The sequence below is a fragment of the Acidovorax sp. Root402 genome (assembly GCF_001425125.1).
GTDB classification, from domain to species: Bacteria; Pseudomonadota; Gammaproteobacteria; order Burkholderiales; family Burkholderiaceae_C; genus Acidovorax; species Acidovorax delafieldii.
On sequence record NZ_LMDQ01000019.1, the window covers coordinates 74,506 to 98,166 of the forward strand.

The window sequence follows — 23,661 nt, forward strand, 5'->3', positions numbered from 1 at the left end:
TATCGTCGAGCCATCTTTTCACTCACCCACCGACGAGGCTTCACCATGTTCCCCTCCACCCCGCTCCAGCTGTACCGCATGCCCATCTCGGGCCATTGCCATCGCGTGGAGCTGATGCTGTCCCTGCTCGGCTTGCCCTATGAACTGATTGATGTGAATCTGCTGCGCGGCGAACACCAGCGCGCGGAGTTTCTGGCGCTCAACCCGCTGGGCCAGGTGCCCGTGCTGGTGGACGCGGGCCAGGTGCTGAGTGACAGCAATGGCATTCTGGTGTATCTGGTGCAGCGCTACGCCCCCGGCAGTGCCTGGGTGCCACAAGACGCCGTGGGGCAGGCGCAGCTGCAGCGCTGGTTCAGCCTGGCAGCGGGCTTTCTGGCGCCGGGCATCGGAGGGCCGCGCTTTGCGACGTTGACGGGCCGTGCCGTGAACGAGGTGGCGCAGGCCACCGGCAAGCGCCTGCTCGCCTTCATGGAGGACGAACTGCAGGGGTGGGCCTGGTTGCTCGGGGGTTCAGCGCCCAGCCTGGCCGATGTGGCCATGGTCAGCTACACCTCGCAGGCCCACCTGGCGGGGCTGCCGCTGGATGCCTACCCGCGCATTGCGGCCTGGGTGGCGCGCATGCAGGCCTTGCCGGGCTACCCGGTGCTGGCCGACCAGCTGCCCACTGCCGAGCAGGTGGCGGCATGACAGCCACCGTGGCCGCTGCATCGGTTGCGGCGCCGGTGCCGCCCGAGGCTTTCCACCGCGGTGAGCAGGCCCTGCAGGCGCGCGTGGGTGTGCGCGAGCGCATGGCGGCCGTGGGTGCGATGGTGCTGCGCGATCACATGCCCGACCAGCACCGTGAGCTGTTTGAAAAGCTGCCCACCTTGCTGCTGGGGACGCTGGATGAACAGGGCCAGCCGTGGGCCACGATGCTTGCCGGACCGCCTGGGTTTGTGCACACCCCCGATGCGCAGCACATGCAGATCGCGACTGCGCCGGATTCCAAGGACCCGGTGCTCACACACCTGGCGCCAGGCGCGGCCGTGGGCGTGCTGGGGCTGGAGCCGCACACGCGGCGGCGCAACCGCATGAACGGGCGGGTGGCAGCGTTTGGCGATAACGGCCTGGACGTGCAGGTGGTGCAGAGCTTTGGCAACTGCCCCAAATACATCCAGGCGCGGGAGCCAGGCCTGCGCGCTGCGCTGGCCGCTCCGGGCCCGGTGCAGTGGCTGGGCGCCGGACTGGACGCCGCCGCCATCGAGCGCGTGCAGCGTGCCGACACCCTGTTCATCGCCAGTGCCTCGGCGCCACGCCCTGGTGCCGAGCACAGCGAAGGCGTGGATGTATCGCACCGGGGCGGCGAGGCAGGCTTTGTGCAGGTGGCGAACACGGCGGCCGGCGTGGTGCTGAGCCTGCCGGACTACCCTGGCAACCAGTTCTTCAACACCCTGGGCAACCTCGCTCTGCACCCGCTGGCAGGCTTGCTGGTGGTGGACTATGAAGAGGGCGGCTTGCTGCACATTGCCGCGCAGGCCGAGGTGCTGTGGGACAGCGCAGCGCGTGCGCCCTGGCCCGGTGCACAGCGTGTGCTGCGCCTCACAGTGCTGCGCGCCCTGTGGCGGCCGCAGGTGCTGCCGTGGCGCTGGACACCGCCGGTGTCGGCCCCTCAGTTCCGGGTGATGCGCGAGGCGGCTCTGGACTGAGTGGGGCACCACCAGCGGGCCGCGCACGGGGTGCCGTTGTCCCCGCGATGCGCCTGCGCGGCACGGTGGCCTCGGCCTCCACCATCTGGGCGCTGCGCTCGTGTGCTGTCTGCGCCAGCTCGGTGATGAGCGTGGCCTCGGGCAGGTTGTGCCAGTAGCGCGTGGGCATCTCCTTTTTCATCATGGCCAGCTTGAGCCGCGCGGGGTTGAAGATGTGGCGGTAGTAGGTGAGCCACAGCGCCTCGCCCGCATCGGGCGGCGGCGCGTCGCTGCGCTGCGCGCCGGGGCCGGTGTGCAGCTGCTGGCCGTCCCAGCGCACGCTGGCGTCGGGGGTGAGGATGGCCCAGCGCATCTGCGTGAAGCGGCGGATGAAGAAGCCCGCGTTGGCCACGGTAATGTAGTGGTCGGGCTCGAACCAGGCCATGTGCAGGGTCTGGCCGTCGGGTTCCACCACGGGCCGGAAGCGCACAAAGGCGTGCATCTTGTGGATGTCCCGCCGCACGCTGCGGACCATGTGGTGGGCCAACATGCGGTCGGCGTCCAGCGGGTCGTGCCGCGCGCTGTCGGCTTCATGGCCGCCCTGCGCCATGCGCCACAGCAGGCGGTACATCAGCGCAAAGCGGGCCGGGTCGCGGTGCAGGATGAGTTGCTCGCACAGGTGCACAAAATCGGGCGGTACGCGCAGCGGCGGCGCATCGGGGGCTGGGCTGGGCAAGGTGTGGCTGGCAGCAAGCTCGGGCGCGAACAGGTCTTCAGCGGCATCCGCCAGGCAGCGCCAGTCCACAGCCTGCGGAGGCACGTTGGCTTGCACCAGGGCGCGTGCCGCTTGGCGAAAACCGGGCCAGTCGGTGGCGTGGTCCAGCGTGATGGTGTGGCGCTGCATGCGGGCCTCTCCAGCTCAGAACAGGCTGCGCTGCACCGGCGGCGGCGTCAACTGCGCGGCGAGGTCGGCAGCGTCCAGCGCACGGCCGGGGCGGTAGTCGGCCGCCTCCACAAAGGGCAGCACTTTCTTCAGCGGCACATACAGCCGCGCCAGGTCGGCATGCCGCAAGCGGCGCACGCGGCGCGCGGCCAGCAGGCGGTCCACCGTCTGCACGCCAAAGCCAGGCACGCGCAGCAGCAACTCGCGCGGGGCAGTGTTCAGGTTGACGGGGAAACGCTCGCGGTGCGCCAGCGCCCAGGCCAGCTTGGGGTCCATGTCCAGCGCCAGCATGCCCTGCTGAGATGTCGGCACGATCTCGTCGTGGGTGAAGCCGTAAAAGCGCATCAGCCAGTCGGCCTGGTACAGCCGGTGCTCGCGCACCGTGGGTGGCGCGGCCAGCGGCAGGGCGCGCGCCGCGTCGGGTATGGGGCTGAAGGCCGAGTAGTACACGCGCCGCAGCCGGTGCACGCCATACAGCCGCGCGCTGGTGGCGAGGATGGTACGGTCGCTGGTGGCATCGGCCCCCACGATCATCTGCGTGCTCTGCCCGCCGGGCGCGAAGTGCGGCACGCTGGCGCGGCGTGTGGTGCGCGACTGCGTCATGGACACGATGGGCTGTGCAGCCTGCTCCTTGCGCGCGGCGCGGGATTCGCCAATGTGCACGGCCATGCGGGCCATGGACCGGTCGATGGCGGCGCTGTTTTTCTCAGGGGCCAGCGCCTTCAGGCCCTCGGCCGTGGGCAGCTCGATGTTGATGGACAGGCGGTCGGCATAGCGGCCAGCGCGCTGCATCAGCTCGGGCGATGCGTCGGGAATGGTTTTCAAGTGGATGTAGCCGCGAAAGTCGTGCTCTTCGCGCAGCACGCGCGCCACCTCCACCACCTGTTCCATGGTGTAGTCGGGGCTCTGGATGATGCCGCTGGACAGGAACAGTCCCTCGATGCAATTGCGTCGATAAAAGTCCAGCGTGAGCCGCACCACCTCATCGACCGTGAAGCGCGCGCGGGGCACGTTGCTGGTCACGCGGTTCACGCAGTACAGGCAGTCGTACTGGCAGAAGTTGGTGAGCAGAATCTTGAGCAGGGAGATGCAGCGCCCGTCCGGCGCGTAGCTGTGGCAGATGCCCATGCCTTCGGTGGACCCCATGCCGCGCCCGCCCACCGAGTCGCGCGGCGCAGCACCGCTCGATGCACACGAGGCGTCGTACTTGGCGGCGTCGGCCAGGATGGCGAGTTTGGACTGTAAGTTCACTGGATGAATTTACAGTATTTTGATTGTCTGACGCCAGCCTGGGGTCAAACGATAGCGGCAATATGCTCCTGATTTAATAGCTGCAAGCGCATGAAAATCATGCGCTTGCAGCCAAAATCACCTGAAAATTGCTGGATTACACCGTTTCGAGGGCCATCACCGCCGTGGCCGTGTTCGAAATGGGGATGTGATAGTTGCTGTGCACCCGCCGCACGCCCGCGCTGGCGGTGGACAGCGCCCCGCGCATGGCCAGCCACATCAGCAGTTCCACGCCCTGGGTGCCGGTTTTTTCCACCAGCTCGTGCACGCTGAACTGCGTGGCCCATTCGGGGTTGCTGGTCAGGCTCTCGATGAACTGCAGGTCAAACGCCTTGTTGATGAAGCCCGCGCGCTCGCCGTCGAGCTGGTGGCTGAGGCCTCCTGACGCAATTACTGCCACCTTCTTGTTGCTGTCCCAGCTCTGAATCGCCTGGCCCACGGCCTTGCCCAGCGCATAGCAGCGCTTGGCCGACGGCAGCGGGAACTGCACGGTGTTGATGCACACAGGGACCACCGTCACAGGGCAATCGCCCTCGGGCCAGAAGAGCTTGAGCGGCAGGGTGCAGGCGTGGTCCACCAGCATCTCCTGGCAGGTGGTCACGTCAAACTCTTGCTCGATGAGCGTGTTGATGAGGTGCCACGACAGGTCCACCTCGCCCGGGAAGGGCGGCAACGTGGGGATGCCCCAGCCTTCGTCGGCATTGTTGTATTGCGCCGCTGCGCCCACGGCAAAGGTGGGCATCTTGTCGAGGAAGAAGTTCAGGCCGTGGTCGTTGTAGAACATCACCACCACGTCGGGCTGCTTCTCGCCCAGCCACTGGCGGATGGGGGGAAAGCCGTCGAAGAACGGCTTCCAGTACGGTTCGTTTTGCAAGCCCTTGTGGATGGCGTTGCCGATTGCAGGGATGTGCGAGGTGCCGAGGCCACCGATGAGCTGTGCCATGGGTTTGTCTCCTTATTTGCCTGCGGCCACGAGCATGGCCTTGAATTCGTCTTTGGTCATGCCCGTCTGCTGCGCGCCGATGTCCTGCATGTCCAGCTTGAAGATGCCCGCAAACTTGGCCAGGTAGTACGCGTTGCCGCCTGCGGCAATCAGCTCCAGCACGTTCTTGGCGCGGATGGCGGCGGCCTGCTGCTCGTTCAGGCCGTATTGCTTCATGTACGCCTCTTCGTCGGCCACAAAGGCCTTGCGGTTGGCCTCATCGTTGAACGAAAAGCACATCTTGTTCAGCGCATAGCCCTTGCGGGCCTGGTCGCCATCGAACGGCGTGGTGCCGGGGATCGGGGGGGGGCGGGAAGGCATGGAAGTCTCCGGGGCTTGATGTAAGTCAGCCCGCAGTGTCGCGACGGCATTGCCAAAGATGAAGTGGCCCAAGATCATCGAATGCATGAGCAAATTCGATGGATCACAGCTGGACGGGCACCTGCTGAAGCTGCTGCTGGCGGTGCTGGAGACGGGCAGCATCACGGCGGCGGCCGAGCGCCTGGGCGTCACTCAGTCGGCGGTGAGCCACTTGCTCGACAAGCTGCGCGCCATCACCGGCGACCCGTTGTTTGTGAAGCGCGGGCGCGGCATCGTACCTACCGCACGCGCCGAGGCCCTGGCCCAGCCCGCGCGCGACATGCTGCACCAGATGCAGCGGTTTGCCCAAGGGGCCGACTTTGACCCGCGCGCTTGGCAGACTGAGCTGACCATCGCCGCCAATGACTTCCAGCGCGATTTGCTGCTGCCCGCGCTGGCCGCGCGCCTGCGCAGCGCTGCACCGGGCGTCACGCTGCGCATCGTGCCCAGCGGCGCGCCCAGCGCCGAACTGCTGCGGTCTGACGCGTGCCAACTGGTCATCAGCCCCCGCCCGCCCGAGGGCACCGACATCGTGCAGAAGCGTCTGTTTGAAGACCAATACCGCGTGTTCTATGACCCGGCCGCGCGCAGAGCTCCGGCCTCAGAGGCGGAGTACCTGGCGGCGGACCACGCCACGGTGGCTTACGAGGCGCACCGGGGGCTGGAACTGGACCGGCAACTGGAAGCACGTGGCGTGCGCCGCCGCCTGGTGGTGCGCGTGCCGGGCTTTGCCGCGCTGCCCGCGTTTGTGCGGGGCACCTCGCTGCTCACTACAGCGCCGTCGCTGATGGGGCGCACCGCGTTGGCCGCGCTGGCGGGCGTGCCGGTGCCCGTTGCTTGCCCCAGCCTGCCCATGTACCTGATCTGGCATGTGCGCTACCAGCAGGACGCGGCGCACCGCTGGTTGCGGGCAGAGCTGCAGGAAGTGCTGTTTGCGGTGTTGCCGCCGGGCAGTCGCAGACCGGCGTCTGCGTCAGTCGCGCTGCCGTGACAGCGCTTGCCGCAGCCGCCGCGCAGCCCGCTCCCGCAGTGAAGGCGCGGGGCGTGCAGCAGGTCGCGGGTGGGCCTTGGCTTGTTCGCAAGCCGCGAGAAAGTCATTCAGGATGGCCGTGTCGTCCAGCGTGTCCGAGCCCTGCTTGTGGAACTCCGGATGCCATTGCGTGGCGGCGATGTAGCCGCGCCCTGGCGCAGGCTTGAGGCGAATCGCCTCGGGCACGCCATCGGGTTCGCTCAGTGCCTCGACCACAAATTCCGGCGCCACCCGCTTGATGCCCTGGTGATGGATGCTGTTGACCCGCGCGCGTGGCGTGTTGGGGTACAGCTTGGCCAGGTGCGAGTCCGGCAGGATCTGGATGTCGTGGAAGTGCTGGTCGTAGGTGGTGGCGTTACGGTGCTGCTGCGCGCCAGGGTGCTGGGTCTCGATGTCCTGGTACAGCGCGCCGCCAAAGGCCACGTTGATGAGCTGCAGGCCCCTGCACACGCCAAAGATGGGCTTGCCGACCTGGGCAAAGGCTTTGACCACGGCCAGGTCGTACAGGTCGCGCACGCGGTCACCCACCCACTCGTCGCGCAAGGGCTCCTCGCCATAGTTGCCCGGCCACACGTCGGCGCCGCCGTGCATCACGATGCCGTCCAGCCATTCGGCGTAGTGGTCCAGCGTCACATCACCACGCGCGGTCTCGCCTGTGGGGCAGGGCACCATCACCACCATGGCACCGGCCGACATCAGCCAGTGGGCGATGGACTGCTCGACGTATTGCAGCGTCTTGCCCGTGAACAGCGGGCGTGCAGGGTCGGCGTGTTGAAAGCAGGCGGACAGTCCAATCTTGAGGCGGGGGGCAGCAGGCATGGGGGGAAGCTCCGGGCAGCGCTTGTGCGCGTGATTCCTGCAGTTGTAGCACCGCACCCCCTGTGGCGTCTGTAGGAAAGGGCCGTGCGGAGCGGCGCGTCGCCTCCATGGGTTGGTGGGGCGCGCAAAGCGCCACAACCTGCAACGAAATGTGGCTTTCTTCATGAAATGTGTCCGCATGTCGACGGGACGCGGGCGAAATCTGGGGGGCTGATCGCCATAATTTCGGCTCACCCGGTGCCAGGGAGGGGCGCCCGGTGGCGCGATGCACGCCTTCCCCGAAAGCAGAAAAAATGTCCCATCCAAAATTCCGTTTGTCCGCCCTGGCTGCGCTGGTGGCCGCGACTGCTGCCGCCTGTCCGCTGGTGGCACAGGCCACTGTGCCCGCCGGTGCGGCGGCAGAGATCATCAGCCTGCAAGGCGCAGGTGACCAGCGTGCCGCCTCCGCAGCCGACTGGGGCCCTGCCCGACTGGCCCAGGCGCTGGCCCAGGGCGACTTTGTGCGCACACGCCAGGCCGCCAAGATGGCACTGCTGTTTGCAGACGATACCCAGCTGCGCCTGCACCAGAACACGGTGCTGCAGGTCAAGGGCGTGGCCACCCCGGCACAGCCCGTGACCACCTTGCTGCTCAACGCCGGCCGTGCGTGGACGCAGACCAAACGCGCCGACGGCAGCCGCCTGAACCTGGAGACACCGGCCGCGACCGCTGCGATCCGTGGCACCGACTGGGACATCAGTGTGGAGGACGATGGCCGCACGCTGATCACCGTGCTCTCGGGCACGGTGGAGTTTTCCAACGCGCAGGGCTCGGTGTCGGTGGGCGCCAACGAAGCGGCGCTGGCCGAAGTGGGCAAGGCCCCGGTCAAGCTGGTGCTGAGCCAGCCGCGAGACCGCATCCAGTGGGTCAACGCGCTGCGGGCCGACCCGGTGCCCCACCTGTCGGCAGAGCCCGTGCCTGCAGCGCTGGCGCCCGTGCGGGATGCCCTGGCGGCGCGCGACCTCGCGGCGGCCCGTGCCGCGCTGGCGCAGGCGCGCACTACTGCAGCGCCTGTATGGGTGGATGTGCTTGATGCGGCCGTGGCCCTGCAGGCGGGCGACCTGCTGGCCGCAAGCGGGTCGCTGGCGCGGCAGGTGGCTGCGGTGGACGCCGCGCCGCTGCCCGCGTGGCTCATGCAGTCCGACGTGCAGCTGATGGAGGGCGAAGGGGCTGCAGCGGCCGGGACGCTGCGCACGGCGCTCCAGCGCTGGCCCGCCCACCCGGCGCTGGTGGCGCAGCTGGCGCGGGTGCAGATATTGAGCGACCGGGTGGACGAAGCGGCTGCCACCCTGGCCCCCGCGCAAGGCACGGCCCATGCTGACCTGGCGCTGGTGCGCGCCGAACTGGCCCGGCGCCGGGGCGATGCGCCCGGCACGCTGGCGGCCTATGCCGAGGCGCAGACGCTGGCACCGGGCGATGCACGCGCCTGGCAAGGCCTGGGCAGTGCACACGCCGAGCGCGAGGACCCGCGCCCCGCCCGCGAGAACCTACGGCGCGCGCTGCAGCTGTCCCCACAATCGCCCGGTGGCTGGGGCGAGCTGGGCACCCTGGAAACTTTTGTGAATCAGTTCACCGAGGCGGGCCAGGCCTTTGCCACCGCGCTGGGTGACAACCCGGCGGACTACGTTGCGCTCACCGGCCAGGGCTTGCTGCACCTCAAACAAGGGCAGCCGGACGCCGCGCTGGATGCGTTCTTGCGAGCGGGCGTGATGGAGCCGCGCTATGCCCGCGCCAAGACCTGGACCGCTGTGGCCTACTACCAGCTGGGCCGCCACCAGGATGCGCTGACCACCTTGCAACAGGCGACCGTGCTGGACGACAAGGACCCTGTGCCCTACATGCTGCTGGCACAGATCCACACCGATCTGTTCCAGCCCGGCGAAGCGGTGGAGGCTGCGCGCGCCGCCGTAGCGCGCATGCCATATCTCAAGTCGCTCAACCAAGTGGCCAACGACCAGAAGGGCAGTGCGAACCTGGGGTCATCGCTGGCGTTCTTTGGCATGGAAGACTGGGCGCTGGAGATGGCGCAGCAGAGCTTCTACCCCTACTGGGGCGGCAGCCACCTGTTCATGGCAGACCGCTATGCGGGCGAATTCAACAAGAACTCGGCGCTGTTCCAGGGCTTTCTGACCGACCCCATGGCGTTTGGGGGCAGCCAGCGTTATTCGCCGCTGCTGCAGCAGCCCGGCAGCCACGGATCGGTGGGTGTGACGCTGGACCGCGAGTTCTACCGGATGCGTGCGCCAGCGGTCACGCTCAATGGCCTGGACAACAGCCATGTGCCGGTGTCCTGGTTCTTCAAGGCGCAGACGGCGGATGTGAGTGCCTATCCGTTCGACCTGCAGGTCAACCGACTTCCTGCCATGCGTGCGGGCGAGGGAGACCTGCGTGCCCATGCCATCACCGCTGGGGTGGGCATGCAGCCCACCGAGCGCATCAACCTGTTTGCCTACGCCAACCAGTTCAGCATGCGCCTGCGCGGCCAGAACGCGCAGGAGACTTCGCTGGACGACACCGTCACCCAGGGCGCCCTGGGCATGGCCTACCGGTGGGGGCCGACGGAGCAGACCTGGATCAAGCTGGGCCGCAGCGTGGACAACCTGCAATTGCTGCGCTACCCCACGGCCTACATCGAGCCACCGTTCCTGACCGTCATGGGCGTGAGCAGTGCCCCGCGCAAGGACTTCAGCGACATTCAGCTGCGCCACACCGTGGACACCACCCCCGGCAGCCGCTGGAGCGTGACGCTGGAGCATGTGCGCGAGCGCCAGAACAACCTGCTGGCGGGCGAGGCCGCCGTGGTGGCTGACATCCCAGGCGTGGGCCTGTACCGCGACTACCTCGTCCTGGCAGGCTACAACCGCATTGACCGTCGTTACACCGGCCTCACCCTGGCCACCACGCAACGCCTGGACCCGGCGCTGAGCCTGGACGCAGCCCTGGGGATGCAGCAAATCCGCCACCGCGTGGACGGCCTCACGCAGAGCTACCTGGTGGGGCTGGATGCCCTGAGCGAAGACCAGGCCCGCCGCGCGGACACCGAGCGCGTGGTCACGCCGCGCCTGGGCGCGGTGTGGCAGCCTGCTGCGGGCACCACGCTGCGCGTGGCCTATCAGGACTGGCTGCGGCCTCTCAGCGTCTCCACCCTCGCCAGCGTGGAGACCGCAGGCATTCCTGTCGAGGACCGACTGGTGGAGGCCGGAGGGCGCCACAAACGCACAGTGGCACAGCTGGGCATGGAGGTGGGTGCCAACACCTTTGTGGGCCTGCGGGCCGACCATCTGCGGGTGAACAACCCCGGCACCGTCGGCGTGGACCTGCGCACGCCCAGCCTGCCGTTCCTCGAAGAGATGCGCAACGCGCAACTGGTCAACCTGTCCACCAGTGATCTGCTGGAGGACACGCCGAGTTTTGAGCGCGGCACGCTGCAGACTTTGGGTGGCACGGTCAACCACATGTTCAGCCGCCGCTGGTCGGGCTACGCCAAGTACTTGTACCAGCACAGCGAAAGCCGCATGCTCGACGGTGGTGCCGAGGTGGTGGGGCGCATTCCCTACATTCCGCGCCACACCGTCGCGCTGGGCGCCACCTGGGCCAGCGCGCAGCGCCTGTACCTGAGCGCGCGCGCGGTGTACCGCTCGGAGCGGTTTGAGGACAAGGAGAACCTCACGCGCCGAGCGCCGGGCTGGGGCGTGGACCTGATGGGCTTCTGGGAAACGCAGGACAAACGCTGGGTGGTGGGCGTTGCGGCCATGAACCTGTGGGCGCCCAAGTCCGACCGGCAAAAGACCCGCTATGTCCTGGATGCGCGCTATCGCTTCTGATCGGGCGGCGGTGCCGCACGCCCGGCAGCGCCAGCGGTGCCTCTCGCTGGCGGCGGGGGTGCTGGCGCTGCTGCTGGTGGGGGCCGCCACGCTCAGCCGCACCTGGCATGCGCTGGAGTTCAAGACCTTTGACGTGCTGACGGCGCTGGCGGCCCCCCACCGCACGACCGTGCCGGTGGTGATTCTTGCGATCGACGAGCCGACATTTCAGGAGCTGCAGCAGACCTGGCCGTTTCCGCGCAGCGTGCATGCGGCCCTGCTGGAGCGGCTGCGCGCAGACGGCGCCCTGGCCGTGGGGCTGGACATTGTTTTTGCCGACCCCACCACCGATGCCGAAGACGCCGCTCTGGACCGCACGATGGCCCAGGTGGGGCAGGGCTTGCCCGTGGTGCTGGCCTCCACCCGCGAGAAGATCGACAGCGCCAATGCCGCGCTGTGGATGGACATCCAGCCGCTGCAGCGGTTTCTGGACGCTGGCGCCGATGCGGGCGATGCCGGGGTCGAGCCGGACGACGACTTCGTGGTGCGCCGCGCCCCCGTCGCGCGCGAAGGCTTTGCGCTGCGGCTGGCCCAGCGCGTGACAGAGGCGCGCGGCCAGACCCCGGCGCTGCACCATTTCGACTGGATCGGCTACCGGGGCCCGCGCGGCACGTTTGACACGCGCTCGTACTACCAGGCGCTGGAGCCGGGGCTGCTGCCTGCAGGTTTCTTCAAGGGCAAGATCGTGCTAGTGGGGCGCTCGGCGCGCACCGCCACCGAGCTGGCGCACTCGCAGGCCGACCTGTTCAACTCGCCGTTTGGCACGGCGGGCGGTGAGCGGCTTTTCCCGGGGGTGGAGCTGCAGGCCACGCTGCTGGACAACTACCTCACCGGCGGCGGGCTGCGCAGCGTGTCGGACGCGTGGACCCTGGTGATCACCGTGCTGCTGCTGCCTGTGCTGTTGGGGGCGAGCCGGCGGCTGCACCCGGCGGGCGCGGCGGCGCTGACGGCGGCGCTGGTGGTGGCCATGGGCGCCGTGTCGTGGGGGCTGTTTGCCGGCCCGCGCCTGTGGTGGCCGCCGCTGTTGCCTGCGGCGGCGGCAGTCGCCATTTATGGGGCGGCTGCGCTGGTGGGCTATGCCGTGGTGCGCCAGCGCGCGCGCCAGACGCGGGCGATGTTTGCGCAGTACGTGCCGCCCGCCGTGGTCTCGCGCCTCATTGCGCAGCCCGAGCTGATGCGCCTGGGTGGCGAGGCACGCGAGGTCACGCTCATGTTCACCGACCTGGCCAACTTCACCACGCTGTCCGAGCAGCTCAGTGCCGAGCAGACGGTGGAGGTGCTCACCGGCTACTTCAACGCCATGACGCCGATCGTGCACGCCACGGGCGGCACCGTGGACAAGTTCATTGGCGACGCGGTGATGGCCTTCTGGGGTGCGCCGCTGGACGACCCGCGGCATGCCGAACACGCCGTGGCCGCCGCCATCGCCATGCAGCAGGCCATGCAGGCGCTGGTGGCCGACCTGCGCGCGCGCGGACTGCCGCCCATCCACATGCGGATCGGGCTGCACACGGGGCGTGTGGTGGTTGGCAATGTGGGCTCGGACCAGCGCTTTTCGTACACGGCCATTGGCGACGCGGTGAACCTGGCCGCGCGGCTGGAGGGCGCCAACAAGGCGTTTGGCACCGGCATCCTGCTGTCGGCCGCCACCGCAGCGCAGCTGCCGCCGACGGCGGCGTTGCGCGCGCTGGACGATGTGATCGTCAAGGGCAAGACCGAGCCCGTGCGCGTATTCACGCCATGTGAGGATGCTGCGGTGCGCGATGCCAGCCTGGCCGCGTTGAACGCCTTCCATGCACGCGACTGGCCCGGGGCCGAGGCACAGCTGGCAACGGTGCTGGAGCGGCTGCCCGGAGACCCGGCCGCTACCCGCCTGCTGGCGCGTGTGAATGAAGCGCGGGCGTTGCCTGCCGATGCGCCCTGGCAGGCCGCCGTGGCGCTCGACAAACTGTAAGAGCCTGTGGACCATCCCCCGCGATATCGTCACCAGGCTCTCTACATCCTTTGACATGTATTCACCGGGGATATGAATGCAGGTGCCATGATGGGGACTTCGCAACTTCATCAGGAAGGACCCTCTCCATGCAAGTACAAGTCAACACCGACGACCACATCCACGGCGGCGATTCGCTGGCGCGCTGGATCACGGACGAGTGCAAGAGCCGGCTGTCCCGCTTTCAGGACCATGTGACGCGCTTGGAGGTGTTCCTCGCCGATCTGGATGCGGGCAAGTCCGGTGCCAATGACAAGCGCTGCCGCATTGAAGCGCGCGTCACGGGCCGCCAGCCCATCACTGTGACTGATGAGGCCGACAAGATGGCCAACGCCTTCATCGGCGCGGCCGACAAGTTGGCCCGCGCCCTCGACACTGACCTGGGCCGTGTGAAGGACCGCAATGGCCGCGACACCATCCGTGTGGCCGCCGACGAACGGGATTGAAGTGAATTCGAAGTGAAATGGGCTTCTGGCGCATGATTTTCATGTGCTGGTAGCTATCAATTCAGGAGTAATGAAAAAGGCGCTGCAGCCCGAAGGTTGCAGCGCCTTTTTGTTGGGGTCGCCTACAGGTCGAGCACCAGCAGCTTGCTGCGCGCGCGGGAGCAGCAGGGCATGAACTGCTCGTTGGCCGCCTTTTCTTCGTCGGTCAGGTACATGTCGCGGTGGTCCACCTCGCCCTCCAGCACGCGCGTGAGGCAGGTGCCACACACGCCTTGTTCGCACGAGGTCAGGATGTCGATGCCCTCCTTGCGCAGCGCTTCCACCACCGACACATCGGGGGCAATGGGGTAGACCTTGCCCGTGCTGGCAATGCGCACCTCAAACCCCTGGTCGCCCGAGGTGTCCTGCGCCGGGGCTCCAAAGTATTCCAGGTGGATGTGGTCCTGCGCCCAGCCCAGGGCCTTGGCAGTGGTCACCACATGGTCGATGAAGCCTGCCGGGCCACACACGTACAGACGCTTGTCGGGGCCGGGGGCCGCCAGCACGGCGGCGGTGTCCAGCTTCTGCTCGGGGGCGCCTGCATCGAAGTGAAAGTGGGCGTGGGGCGCAATGGCCGATGTAGCAATTTCAGCAGCAAACGCCGTGCGTTCGGCAGAGCGGGTGCAGTAGTGCAGCGCAAAGTCAGCGCCCGTGCGCGCCAGCCGGTCGGCCATGCACAGCAGTGGCGTCACACCAATGCCGCCCGCCAGCAGCAGCGTGCGCTGTGCAGGGTGCAGCGCAAAGTGGTTGCGCGGCGTGCTGATGGTGATCACGTCGCCTTCGTGCACGCTGTCGTGCATGGCGACCGAGCCGCCGCGCGATGCCGGGTCACGCAACACGGCGATGCGGTAGCGGTGCGACTCGTGCGAGGCATTGCACAGCGAGTACTGCCGCGTCAGCCCCCCCGGCAGGTGCACATCGATGTGCGAGCCCGCGCTGAACGGCGGCAGTGCGGCGCCGTCCAGCCGCGCCAGCTCATAGCTGGCGATGCCCTCGGCTTCGGCCTGCTTCTTGACGACGCGGACCTGCAGGGTCTCCTGCGCGGTCATGCGGCCACCGCCTGTGCTGCGGCAGGTGCGCGTTCTGCCGCCAGCAGGCGGTCCAGAATCTTGCGCGACTGCACGCCACCCGCATCGATGTTGAGCATGAGCAGCTTGCGGTCGGGGTAACGCAGCAGGTTCTCCTGCTGCAGCTCCAGCATCTGCTGGTCCTCTGCAAAGATCTTGCCCTGGCCGTCGCGGATCTGGGTGGTGAGCGACGGGTCTTGCGGCTTGAAGTTGCGGGCCATGCCCCAGAAGTAGTGGATCGACGTTTCGGTCTCGGGCGTGATGAAGTCCACCACGATGCTCGATGCCTTCTTGTCGGCCGGGGCGTTGTAGCCGCCGTTGCCGGCCAGGGCCACGCCCACCTCGATCAGCACATGGCTGGGGGGCGTGAAGTGGCAGATCTGCCAGCGGTCCACCAGCTGGTCGTCGGGCAGGCCGTTCATGCGCAGTGCCATCTTCCAGAACGGGGGGGCTTCAATGCCTTCCATGAAGCGGCTGGTGATCACCTCGTCGCCCTCCACGCGGGTCTTGCAGGGCACCTCGTCGATTTCCTTCTGGCCGATGCTGGTGGAGTGCACATAGGTCTCGTGCGTCAGGTCCATCAGGTTGTCGATCATCAGGCGGTAGTCGCAGGCGATGTGGTACAGCCCGCCGCCGTAAGCCCATTCAGGGTTGTTGGCCCAGGGCAGGTGGTGGATGGTGGCGGGGGCGGCCTTGTCGGCGTCGCCGGGCCACACCCAGATGAAGCCATAGCGCTCCACCACCGGAAAGCTGCGCGCCTTGGGGAACCCCTGCACGCGCTGGCCGGGCATGGACACCGACTTGCCCGTGCATTCCACCCGCAGGCCGTGGTAGCCGCATTGCAGGTGGCCTTCACACACTGTGCCCAGCGACAGCGGGGCGCCCCGGTGGGGGCAGAAATCGTCCAGTGCGGCGACCTGGTCGGGCGCGGGGCGGTAAAACACGATCTTCTCTCCGCAGATGGTGCGGCCCAGGGGCTTGTCCGCGATCTCGTCGGGCGTGCAGGCTACGTACCAGGCGTTCTTGGGATACATGGTTGTCTCTCTCCGTGGGTGGATGGTGTCGTTGCAGGCTTGGTATACAGCCCGCTCGCAGATCGCAGGCTAGGTGGGGCGATTGTGCGAAAAAGGCGAGTTTATGTATACATAGTAAAGGCGTAAAGCAGCTATTGCACTCTGGCATATCTTCTAACTTGTTGTTTTGTAATGTGTTGAAGTGTTTTTGAGTGGATGTTGTTTTGGTTTGTGTATACATTGCGCTGACTGACTCTCTCCCCTCGCTGGTCGTATCGCTCCCTATCGCCATGAACCCTCCCGAACCCCTGACCATTGCTCTACCGGCCGAGGCCGCCGAGGCAGGTACCTCGCAGGCCGTCAAGGCGCAATTGCGCCTGCGCGAGATGATCCTGGCGGGCGAGCTGCCCGGCGGCGCCCGCATTGCCGAGCTGACCCTCGTCGAGAAGCTGGGGGTGTCGCGCACGCCCATTCGCGCCGCGCTGATGCGGCTGGAGCAGGAGGGCCTGCTGCACCGCCTGCCCGGTGGCGGCTACGCCGTGCGCACGTTCTCTGAAACCGATGTGGCCGACGCCATTGAACTGCGCGGCACCATGGAGGGGTTGGCCGCGCGCCTGGCGGCCGAGCGGGGCGTGGCCCCCTCCCTGCTGGCCGAGGCCCATGCCTGCCTGGACGCCATCGACAGTGCCCTGGCACCGCCCACGCTGGATGACGAAGGTTTTTCGCGCTATGTGGAGTTGAATGCACGGTTTCACCTGCTGCTCAGCCGCATGGTGGGCAGCGACGTGGTGGCGCGCGAGCTGGACCGCGTCAAGGGCCTGCCGTTTGCGTCGCCCTCTGCGTTTGTGGTGGTGCAGACGCATTCGGCCCAGGCGCGCGACATGCTGGTGGTGGCGCAAGACCAGCACCGCCAGGCGCTCGACGCCATCGAGCGGCGCGAGGGTGCACGGGCCGAGGCCATCCTGCGAGAGCACTCGCGCATCACCCGGCGCAACCTGCTGGCGGCGGTGCAGGCGTCGCAGGTGCAGGGCTTGCCCGGTGTACAGCTGATCCGCGAGCGGGCATAACGGCCGGTGCAAGCGTCCGGGGCTCCTTGGGTTATTGCATTTGGCGATACCTGAATGCTTGAATTTGCGCTTGTGAAATAACCCAGCCCACGCCAAACTCCCGCCAGCATTTTCTGTATACAACGACTTTCCACAGGAGACAACGATGCAAAAACGCCACCTTCTTCGTGCCTCGGCTGCCGCCGCCATCGCGCTGTCCACCGGCCTGACCGTGTTGCCCGCCGTGGCGCAGGACAACGTGTTCAAGATCGGCCTGGTTCTGCCCATGACCGGCCAGCAAGCCACCACCGGTCGGCAGATCGAAGCCGCGGCGCGCCTGTACATGGCCCAGAACGGCGACATGGTGGGTGGCAAGAAGGTGCAGCTCATCATCAAGGACGACACCAGTCTTCCTGATGTGACCCGCCGCCTGGCCCAGGAGCTGGTCGTCAACGAAAAGGTCAACGTGCTCGCCGGCATGGGCATCACGCCCTCCGCCATGGCCACCGCCCCGCTGGCCACGCAGTCCAAGACCCCCCTGGTGGTGATGGCTGCCGCCACGTCCAGCATCACCGAGGCCTCGCCCTATGTGGTGCGCACCAGCTTCACGCTGCCGCAAGTGTCGGTGGCCTTGGCCGACTGGGCACCCAAGAACGGCATCAAGAAGGTCGTGACCCTGGTGAGCGACTACGGCCCCGGCATCGACGCCGAAAAGTTCTTCAACCAGCGCCTCACGTTCAACGGCGGCCAGGTGACCGAAGCCCTGCGCGTGCCGCTGCGCAACCCCGACTTCGCTCCCTTCCTGCAGAAGGTGCGCGACGCAAAGCCCGACGCGCTGTTTGTCTTTGTGCCCTCGGGCGCGGGCGCTGCGGTGATGAAGCAGTTCCTGGAGCGCGGCATGGACAAGGCCGGCATCAAGCTCATCGGCACCGGCGACGTGACGGACGACGATCAACTCAACGACATGGGCGATGGCGCCCTGGGCGTGGTCACCTCGCACCACTACTCGGCTGCGCACCCCTCGCCCATGAACAAGAAGTTCGTGGAAGCCTTCGAGAAGGCCAACAAGGGCCTGCGTCCCAACTTCATGGCCGTGGGCGGCTATGACGGCATGCGCGTGATCTATGAAGCGCTCAAGACCACCAAGGGTGCCGGCGGCGGTGACGCCCTGCTGGCCGCCATGAAGGGCCAGATTTTCGAAAGCCCGCGCGGCAAGGTGTTCATCGATGCGCAGACCCGCGACATCGTGCAGGACGTGTACCTGCGCAAGGTGGAGCGTGTGAACGGCCAGCTGTACAACGTAGAGTTCGACGTGATCAAGGACGTCAAGGACCCCGGCAAGACTAAATAAGCCCCCCTGAGCCGCGACCCGCTCGGTGTGTCCGCCAGATGCGGCCACTCTTCGTTGCCGTCCAAGCCTGCGCAGGCAGGCTCGGAGCAGCGGCACTCAGCCCCCAAGGGGGACGCCGCCAGCGCGGCGGGGCGGCCCTTGCGCGGCGGCCGCTGGTCTGGGCCGCGCCAGTATTTACGGGCAGGCTCCCTCTCGATCCGTTCGGGCTGGGCCTGTCGAAACCGGGGGCCGCAGGTTGAACGTCCGGCTTTGGTGATTCGTCGCACTTCCACAGCCCTGAGCAGGGTGGTGCACTTTTGTCTTCAATGAAGTGATTTCATGCTGACCATTCTTTTCGACGGCGTTGCCTACGGCATGCTGCTGTTCATCCTGGCAGTAGGCCTGGCCGTGACCATGGGGCTGATGAACTTCATCAACCTCGCGCACGGGGCCTTTGCCATGGCGGGGGGCTACATCACCGTGCTGCTCATGCAGCGGCTGGATGTGCCCTTCCTCGTCTGCCTGCCCATCGCCTTTGTCGGTACGGCCTTGCTGGGCGGCGTGCTGGAGCGCACGCTGTACCGCCCGCTGTACCACAAGGCCCACCTGGACCAGGTGCTGTTCTCCATTGGCCTGGTGTTCATGGCCGTGGCCAGCGTGGACTACTTTGTGGGCTCCACGCAGCAGATCATGCAGCTGCCTGAATGGCTCAAGGGCCGTACCGAGATCGGCACCGGTGCCCTCATGCTGGGCATGGGGCACTACCGCCTGTTCATCATCGCGGTGTGCGCTGCGCTCACCGTGGGCCTGCAGTATGTGCTCACCAAAACCCGCTTCGGCAGCCGCCTGCGCGCCAGTGTGGACGACCAGCGCGTGGCCGCTGGCATGGGCATCAACGTGAACATCGTGTTTTTGTCCACCTTCGCTTTCGGGTCCGGCCTGGCGGGCCTGGGCGGTGCGCTGGGAGCGGAGGTGCTGGGTCTCGACCCGAGCTTCCCGCTCAAGTTCATGATCTACTTTTTGATCGTGGTGGCGGTGGGCGGCACCTCGTCCATCACCGGCCCGCTGCTGGCCGCGCTGCTGCTCGGCATTGCCGACGTGGCAGGCAAGTACTACATCCCCAAGCTGGGCGCCTTCATTGTGTACAGCCTCATGATCCTGATCCTCATCTGGCGCCCCCAGGGCCTCTTTGTGCGCAAGGGGGGCAAGTGATGTCAAACCTGCAAAACACCTTGCTGCAGGCCCGGCGCTTTCGCTGGTGGGAGCCCGTGCTGTGGCTGCTGGCCTTTGCCGCGCCGCTGGCGCTGCCGAGCCACGCACTCATCATCAACGAGATCGCCATCGTGGCGCTGTTCGCGATTTCGCTGGACCTCATCCTGGGCTACACGGGCATCGTCTCGCTGGGCCATGCGGCTTTCTTCGGGCTGGGCGGCTACGCGGCCGCGCTGTTTGCCAAGCATGTGATGCCCGACCCGCTGGTGGGCCTGGCCGTGGGCATTGGCGCGGCCACCGTGCTGGGCGCCGTGGCGTCGCTCACCATCATGCGCGGCACCGATCTCACCCGCCTCATGGTCACGCTGGGCGTGGGACTGGTGATGCTGGAGCTGGCCAACAAGCTCGACTGGCTGACCGGTGGCGCCGACGGCCTGCAGGGCGTGATGATGGGGCCGGTGCTTGGCCAGTTCGAGTTTGACCTGTACGGCCGCACGGCCGCGTGGTATTCGCTCACCGTGCTGCTGGTGTTCTTCCTCATCGCGCGCCGCATCGTGCAGTCGCCTTTTGGTGCCACGCTCAAGGCCATCCGCGACAACCGGCTGCGCGCCATGGCCATCGGTATCCCCGTGACGGCCAAGCTGGCGCAGGTGTACACGCTGGCCGCTGCGCTGGCCGGTGCCGCGGGCGCACTGCTCACGCAGACCACAGGCTTTGCCTCGCTCGACCTGTTCGAGTTCCACCGCTCGGCCGACGTGATGCTGATCCTGGTGATCGGCGGCGTGGGCTGGCTGTACGGCGGCATCCTCGGCGCCATTGGCTTCAAGCTGCTGCAGGACGTGATCTCGTCCATCACACCGCAGTACTGGACCTTCTGGGTGGGCTTGTTCCTAGTGGTGCTGGTACTGGTCGGGCGCGACCGTTTGTTCCGCCCCTGGACCTGGTTTGGCGCCGGTCGCAAGGCCGGGGCTGCCTCCAAAGCGGGAGGCCATTGATATGAACACGACAACCTCCACCACCGTGCTGTCGGCCAAGGGCTTGGTCAAGCGTTTTGGCGGCATCACGGCCACCAACAACGTCACGCTGAACCTGCAAAAGGGCGCGCGCCATGCGCTCATTGGCCCCAATGGCGCGGGCAAGACCACGCTCATCAACCTGCTGACTGGCGTGCTGGAGCCCACCGAAGGCTCCATCACCCTCGAAGGCCAGGACATCACGCGCCTGGCGCCGCACCAGCGTGTGCAGCGCGGCATGGTGCGCACCTTCCAGATCAACCAGCTGTTCGACACGCTCACGCCGCTGGAGACACTGGCGCTCACCGTGTCGCAGCACCAGGGCCTGGGCGGCAAGTGGTGGCAACCGCTGGGTGCGCGCAAGGCGGTCACCGAACGTTGCGAGCAATTGCTGGAGCAGTTCCACCTGACCTCCGTCATGGCCGAGGAAACGCGCGTGCTGGCCTACGGCAAGCGCCGCCTGCTGGAGATTGCGATTGCGCTGGCCTGCGAGCCGCGCGTGTTGCTGCTCGACGAACCGGTGGCCGGTGTGCCCGCCGGCGAGCGCGAGGAGCTGCTGCAGACCGTGGCGGCCCTGCCCGCCGATGTCTCGGTGCTGTTGATCGAACACGATATGGACCTGGTTTTCAGCTTTGCCAACCGCATGACGGTGCTGGTCAACGGCACGGTGCTCACCGAGGGCGACCCGGACACGATTGCCAATGACCCGCAGGTGAAGGCGGTGTACCTCGGCCATGGGGAGGGTGCGCATGTCTAAGACAGAACTCCTGCGCATCGAGGGCCTGAGCGCAGGCTACGGCGAGGCCGTGGTGCTGCAAGGCATTTCGCTGGCCCTGCCCGAAGGCGACACGCTGGCCCTGCTGGGGCGCAACGGCACAGGCAAGACCACGCTCATCAACACGCTGGCCGGGGCCACGCGCCAGCATGCCGGCACAGTGAGCCTGGCCGGCGTGGCGCTGCACAAGTTGCCCCCACACGAACGCGCGGCGGCCGGCATCGGCTGGGTGCCGCAAGAGCGCAACATCTTCAAGTCGCTCACGGTGCACGAGAACCTCACGGCCGTGGCGCGCCCGGGCCGCAAAGGATCGACCGCACGGCCGTGGACGCCCGAGCGCGTGTACGAAATGTTCCCGCGCCTGGCCGAACGCAAGACCAACCTGGGCACACAGCTGTCCGGCGGCGAGCAGCAGATGCTGGCCGTGGGCCGCGCGCTGGTGCTCAACCCGCGCCTGCTGCTGCTGGATGAGCCGCTCGAAGGCCTGGCGCCCATCATCGTGGAAGAGCTGCTGCGCGCCATCCGCCGCATCACGCGCGAAGAGGGCCTGTCGGCCATCATCGTGGAGCAGCATCCGCAGGCCATCCTGGCCATCTCGGACCACGCCGCCGTGCTGGACCGGGGCACCGTGGTGCACACCGGTAGCGCTGCCGAGCTGAGCGCCCAGCCTGACCTGCTGGACCGCCTGCTGGGCGTGGCACGGTAGCGCGCGCCATGCAAGCCGTGCACCGCAGAACCCTTCTGGCCTGGCTGGCAGCGTCGTTCGGCGGTGCGGCCAGCGCGCAGGCCGCTTTCCCCTCACGCCCGCTGCGCATCGTCGTGCCCAATGCGGCGGGCGGTGCGGCCGACATCACGGCGCGCACCGTGGGCCAGAAGATCGCCGGCCCGCTGGGGCAAAGCGTGGTCATTGAGAACAAGCCCAGCGCAGGCGGCGTGGTGGCGGGAGACCTGGTAGCGCGGGCTGAGCCCGACGGCCACACGCTGCTGCTGGTGAGCAGTGGCACGGCGGTGAGCGCCGCGCTGTTCCAGTCGCTGCCGTTCGACACTCTCAAGGACTTTGCGCCCGTCTCGCTGCTGGCCACGTTTGATCTGGCCGTGGTGGTGAAAGAAGGCGGGCGTTTTGCCACCCTGGCCGAGCTTCTGGCTTATGCGCGTGCCCACCCGGGCAAGCTCAATATCGGCACGCCACAGATCGGCACCACACAGAACCTGGCGGCCGAGCTGTTCAAGGTGACGGCGGGCATCGACGCGCAGGTGGTGCCTTTCAACGGCACGCCGCCGGTCATCACGGCGCTGCGGGGTGGCGAGATCGACGTGATGATCGACATCCTGGGGGGGCTCATGCCACAGATCGGCGCCAAGGCCCTGCGGCCGCTGGCTGTGATGGGCGCGCAGCGGGCGCCGCAGTTGCCCGACGTGCCCACGGTGCGCGAAAGCGGCGGGCCACTGGCGGGCTTCAACGTCACGTCGTGGAACGGCCTGGCCGTGCCCGCCAAGACACCTGCTGCCGTGGTGGAGCGTCTGTCGCGCGAAGTGCAGACCGCACTGGCCCAGCCCGATGTGAAAAAGCGCCTGCTGGAACTGAACCTCCATGCCCAGGGCAGCACCCCCGCGCAACTGGGCGAGCACCTGGCGGCCGATGTGCGCCGCTGGAGCGACGTGATCGCCCGGGCCAAGATCGCGCGGCAGTGACGGTTGCTGCGCTTCGGCTTTTGTGACCGAAAGGCAAATCGGATGAACATCACACACATCGGCCTCGTGGGCTATGGCGAGGTGGGCAAGATCTTCAGTGCGGGCTTGCGTGTCCAGCCCGGCGTGGCCTCGGTCGCTGCCTGGGACCTGAAGCTGGCCGACCCCGCGCACCGCGACGCCCTGCAGAAGCACGCCGCGCAAGCGGGCGTGGTGGCCGTGGATGGGATGCAGGCACTGTGCACGCGTTGTGACTGCATCATCTCGGCCGTCACCGCATCGAACACGCTGGCCGTGGCGCAGGAGGCCGCGCAGCACATCCGCCCCGGCACCGTGTTCCTGGACCTCAACTCGGCATCGCCCGGCACCAAGCAGCAGGCCGCTGCGCTCATCGAGGCGCGGGGTGCGCACTATGTCGAGGCGGGCGTGATGACCTCGGTGCCCCCCTACGGCATCCGCGTGCCCATGCTGCTGGGCGGCGTGCAGGCTGCCGCGCTGACCACTGTGCTGACCAGCTGGGGCATGGATGCCCAACCCGTGAGCGAGCAACTGGGCGTGGCCAGTGCCATCAAGATGTGCCGCAGCATCATGATCAAGGGCCTCGAAGCCCTGGTGATTGAGAGCTACTCCACCGCCCGCCACTACGGCGTGGAAGACCATGTGCTGCCCACCTTGGCCGAGACCTTTCCCTCCATCGACTGGCACGAACAGGGTCGCTACTTCTTCAGCCGCGTCGTGCAGCACGGCCAGCGCCGCGCCGAAGAGATGCGCGAATCGGCCCACACGGTGCACGAGGCCGGCATGGAGCCACTGATGGCCTCGGCCATCGCTGCCAAGCAGCAGTGGGTGACCGACCTGGCGCGCGAAAGCGTCTTTCACGGCCTGCCCAAGGACGCGCGCTGGCAGGACTATGCGGACCGGGTGTTGGGCCGTTTGTCCGTCGTGCCTGCAAAGGACTGAGCCTGCGAATCGCCACCCGCCGGTGAAACTTGCGCGGCGCAATGCCAGAGGCACCGAGCAAGGGCAGCCCCGCAGCAAGGGTGCCGTC

The 23,661-nt window shown here is 67.3% G+C and carries 20 protein-coding genes and 1 pseudogene; 14 read left to right on the top strand and 7 right to left on the bottom strand.

What is annotated here, in order from left to right; translation table 11 throughout:
* Positions 1-45 precede the first annotated feature (45 nt).
* Both ASC83_RS22795 and ASC83_RS22800 read left to right on the top strand, forming a co-directional pair.
* Entirely contained in the window at positions 46-687 is a 642-nt protein-coding gene (locus ASC83_RS22795; protein WP_056067946.1) for a glutathione S-transferase family protein, read from the top strand.
* Positions 684-1,685 (top strand): pyridoxamine 5'-phosphate oxidase family protein, encoded by a 1,002-nt coding sequence (locus ASC83_RS22800; RefSeq protein WP_056067948.1) that lies wholly within the window; start codon positions 684-686, stop codon positions 1,683-1,685. The genes ASC83_RS22795 and ASC83_RS22800 overlap by 4 nt, the downstream gene beginning before the upstream one ends.
* On the opposite strand, the gene ASC83_RS22805 is transcribed toward ASC83_RS22800, so the two are convergent.
* From ASC83_RS22805 to ASC83_RS22820, 4 genes are all read right to left on the bottom strand, one after another.
* Positions 1,579-2,568: a TIGR03915 family putative DNA repair protein gene (locus ASC83_RS22805; RefSeq protein WP_235509449.1), complete on the bottom strand. Its 990-nt coding sequence runs from the start codon at positions 2,566-2,568 to the stop codon at positions 1,579-1,581. The genes ASC83_RS22800 and ASC83_RS22805 overlap by 107 nt on opposite strands.
* Positions 2,569-2,583: 15 nt before the next feature.
* Positions 2,584-3,858 carry a putative DNA modification/repair radical SAM protein gene (locus ASC83_RS22810; protein WP_056067950.1) on the bottom strand — a complete coding sequence of 425 codons (1,275 nt, stop codon included), beginning with the start codon at positions 3,856-3,858 and terminating at the stop codon, positions 2,584-2,586.
* A 136-nt stretch (positions 3,859-3,994) separates the two neighbouring features.
* Positions 3,995-4,840 carry a class III extradiol dioxygenase family protein gene (locus ASC83_RS22815; RefSeq protein ID WP_056067952.1) on the bottom strand — a complete coding sequence of 282 codons (846 nt, stop codon included), beginning with the start codon at positions 4,838-4,840 and terminating at the stop codon, positions 3,995-3,997.
* 12 nt (positions 4,841-4,852) lie between these two features.
* The gene (locus ASC83_RS22820) at positions 4,853-5,200 is read right to left on the bottom strand and encodes a protocatechuate 4,5-dioxygenase subunit alpha (RefSeq protein ID WP_056067955.1); all 348 of its coding nucleotides are present in this window, start codon (positions 5,198-5,200) and stop codon (positions 4,853-4,855) included.
* 76 nt (positions 5,201-5,276) lie between these two features.
* On the opposite strand from ASC83_RS22820, the gene ASC83_RS22825 reads away from it, so the two are divergent.
* On the top strand, positions 5,277-6,230 hold the full coding sequence (locus ASC83_RS22825; RefSeq protein WP_056068136.1) for a LysR family transcriptional regulator: 954 nt from the start codon (positions 5,277-5,279) through the stop codon (positions 6,228-6,230).
* On the opposite strand, the gene ASC83_RS22830 is transcribed toward ASC83_RS22825, so the two are convergent.
* Positions 6,213-7,088: a gamma-glutamyl-gamma-aminobutyrate hydrolase family protein gene (locus tag ASC83_RS22830; protein ID WP_056067957.1), complete on the bottom strand. Its 876-nt coding sequence runs from the start codon at positions 7,086-7,088 to the stop codon at positions 6,213-6,215. The genes ASC83_RS22825 and ASC83_RS22830 overlap by 18 nt on opposite strands.
* 293 nt (positions 7,089-7,381) lie before the next feature.
* Between ASC83_RS22830 and ASC83_RS22835 the strand changes: the two genes are divergently transcribed.
* The 3 genes from ASC83_RS22835 (at position 7,382) to ASC83_RS22845 (ending at position 13,429) form a co-directional block, all read left to right on the top strand.
* A complete protein-coding gene (locus ASC83_RS22835) occupies positions 7,382-10,951 on the top strand; it encodes a TonB-dependent receptor domain-containing protein (RefSeq protein ID WP_056067959.1) in 3,570 nt (1,189 codons plus the stop codon).
* Positions 10,923-12,944, top strand: a complete 2,022-nt coding sequence (locus ASC83_RS22840) for an adenylate/guanylate cyclase domain-containing protein (RefSeq protein ID WP_056067961.1) — start codon at positions 10,923-10,925, stop codon at positions 12,942-12,944. The genes ASC83_RS22835 and ASC83_RS22840 overlap by 29 nt, the downstream gene beginning before the upstream one ends.
* Before the next feature lie 128 nt (positions 12,945-13,072).
* Positions 13,073-13,429 carry an HPF/RaiA family ribosome-associated protein gene (locus tag ASC83_RS22845; protein ID WP_056067963.1) on the top strand — a complete coding sequence of 119 codons (357 nt, stop codon included), beginning with the start codon at positions 13,073-13,075 and terminating at the stop codon, positions 13,427-13,429.
* Positions 13,430-13,551: 122 nt separating this feature from the next.
* Here the strand turns inward: ASC83_RS22845 and ASC83_RS22850 are convergent, their stop codons facing one another.
* Both ASC83_RS22850 and ASC83_RS22855 read right to left on the bottom strand, forming a co-directional pair.
* Entirely contained in the window at positions 13,552-14,517 is a 966-nt protein-coding gene (locus ASC83_RS22850) for a PDR/VanB family oxidoreductase (RefSeq protein ID WP_056067964.1), read from the bottom strand.
* Entirely contained in the window at positions 14,514-15,569 is a 1,056-nt protein-coding gene (locus ASC83_RS22855) for an aromatic ring-hydroxylating dioxygenase subunit alpha (protein ID WP_056067967.1), read from the bottom strand. The genes ASC83_RS22850 and ASC83_RS22855 overlap by 4 nt, the downstream gene beginning before the upstream one ends.
* A gap of 269 nt (positions 15,570-15,838) precedes the next feature.
* Here ASC83_RS22855 and ASC83_RS22860 point away from each other — a divergent pair, with 269 nt between their 5' ends.
* The 8 genes and pseudogenes from ASC83_RS22860 to ASC83_RS22895 all read left to right on the top strand — a co-directional run bounded on the left by ASC83_RS22860 (position 15,839) and on the right by ASC83_RS22895 (position 23,573).
* On the top strand, positions 15,839-16,615 hold the full coding sequence (locus ASC83_RS22860; RefSeq protein ID WP_056067968.1) for a GntR family transcriptional regulator: 777 nt from the start codon (positions 15,839-15,841) through the stop codon (positions 16,613-16,615).
* 142 nt (positions 16,616-16,757) lie between these two features.
* Positions 16,758-17,945, top strand: a pseudogene (locus ASC83_RS22865) (ABC transporter substrate-binding protein); the annotation flags it as partial.
* Positions 17,946-18,263: 318 nt separating this feature from the next.
* Positions 18,264-19,136 carry a branched-chain amino acid ABC transporter permease gene (locus ASC83_RS22870; protein ID WP_056067972.1) on the top strand — a complete coding sequence of 291 codons (873 nt, stop codon included), beginning with the start codon at positions 18,264-18,266 and terminating at the stop codon, positions 19,134-19,136.
* Positions 19,136-20,131: a branched-chain amino acid ABC transporter permease gene (locus tag ASC83_RS22875; RefSeq protein WP_056067974.1), complete on the top strand. Its 996-nt coding sequence runs from the start codon at positions 19,136-19,138 to the stop codon at positions 20,129-20,131. Before ASC83_RS22870 ends, ASC83_RS22875 begins: the two co-directional genes overlap by 1 nt.
* Before the next feature lies 1 nt (position 20,132).
* Positions 20,133-20,906, top strand: coding sequence for an ABC transporter ATP-binding protein (locus tag ASC83_RS22880; protein WP_056067977.1), 774 nt, complete (start codon positions 20,133-20,135; stop codon positions 20,904-20,906).
* Positions 20,899-21,630 carry an ABC transporter ATP-binding protein gene (locus tag ASC83_RS22885; RefSeq protein ID WP_056067978.1) on the top strand — a complete coding sequence of 244 codons (732 nt, stop codon included), beginning with the start codon at positions 20,899-20,901 and terminating at the stop codon, positions 21,628-21,630. The genes ASC83_RS22880 and ASC83_RS22885 overlap by 8 nt, the downstream gene beginning before the upstream one ends.
* Positions 21,631-21,638: 8 nt before the next feature.
* On the top strand, positions 21,639-22,616 hold the full coding sequence (locus tag ASC83_RS22890; protein WP_056067980.1) for a tripartite tricarboxylate transporter substrate binding protein: 978 nt from the start codon (positions 21,639-21,641) through the stop codon (positions 22,614-22,616).
* Between the two features lie 42 nt (positions 22,617-22,658).
* Positions 22,659-23,573 (top strand): NAD(P)-dependent oxidoreductase, encoded by a 915-nt coding sequence (locus ASC83_RS22895; protein WP_056067982.1) that lies wholly within the window; start codon positions 22,659-22,661, stop codon positions 23,571-23,573.
* Positions 23,574-23,661: the final 88 nt, after the last annotated feature.

Coding starts and splice junctions, on each gene's coding strand:
- ASC83_RS22895 (WP_056067982.1), top strand. CDS start 22,659: ATGAACATCACACACATCGGCCTCGTGGGCTATGGCGAGGTGGGCAAG.
- ASC83_RS22875 (WP_056067974.1), top strand. CDS start 19,136: ATGTCAAACCTGCAAAACACCTTGCTGCAGGCCCGGCGCTTTCGCTGG.
- ASC83_RS22845 (WP_056067963.1), top strand. CDS start 13,073: ATGCAAGTACAAGTCAACACCGACGACCACATCCACGGCGGCGATTCG.
- ASC83_RS22805 (WP_235509449.1), bottom strand. CDS start 2,568: ATGCAGCGCCACACCATCACGCTGGACCACGCCACCGACTGGCCCGGT.
- ASC83_RS22890 (WP_056067980.1), top strand. CDS start 21,639: ATGCAAGCCGTGCACCGCAGAACCCTTCTGGCCTGGCTGGCAGCGTCG.
- ASC83_RS22835 (WP_056067959.1), top strand. CDS start 7,382: ATGTCCCATCCAAAATTCCGTTTGTCCGCCCTGGCTGCGCTGGTGGCC.
- ASC83_RS22815 (WP_056067952.1), bottom strand. CDS start 4,840: ATGGCACAGCTCATCGGTGGCCTCGGCACCTCGCACATCCCTGCAATC.
- ASC83_RS22860 (WP_056067968.1), top strand. CDS start 15,839: ATGAACCCTCCCGAACCCCTGACCATTGCTCTACCGGCCGAGGCCGCC.
- ASC83_RS22795 (WP_056067946.1), top strand. CDS start 46: ATGTTCCCCTCCACCCCGCTCCAGCTGTACCGCATGCCCATCTCGGGC.
- ASC83_RS22840 (WP_056067961.1), top strand. CDS start 10,923: ATGTCCTGGATGCGCGCTATCGCTTCTGATCGGGCGGCGGTGCCGCAC.
- ASC83_RS22880 (WP_056067977.1), top strand. CDS start 20,133: ATGAACACGACAACCTCCACCACCGTGCTGTCGGCCAAGGGCTTGGTC.
- ASC83_RS22870 (WP_056067972.1), top strand. CDS start 18,264: ATGCTGACCATTCTTTTCGACGGCGTTGCCTACGGCATGCTGCTGTTC.
- ASC83_RS22800 (WP_056067948.1), top strand. CDS start 684: ATGACAGCCACCGTGGCCGCTGCATCGGTTGCGGCGCCGGTGCCGCCC.
- ASC83_RS22830 (WP_056067957.1), bottom strand. CDS start 7,088: ATGCCTGCTGCCCCCCGCCTCAAGATTGGACTGTCCGCCTGCTTTCAA.
- ASC83_RS22885 (WP_056067978.1), top strand. CDS start 20,899: ATGTCTAAGACAGAACTCCTGCGCATCGAGGGCCTGAGCGCAGGCTAC.
- ASC83_RS22820 (WP_056067955.1), bottom strand. CDS start 5,200: ATGCCTTCCCGCCCCCCCCCGATCCCCGGCACCACGCCGTTCGATGGC.
- ASC83_RS22850 (WP_056067964.1), bottom strand. CDS start 14,517: ATGACCGCGCAGGAGACCCTGCAGGTCCGCGTCGTCAAGAAGCAGGCC.
- ASC83_RS22855 (WP_056067967.1), bottom strand. CDS start 15,569: ATGTATCCCAAGAACGCCTGGTACGTAGCCTGCACGCCCGACGAGATC.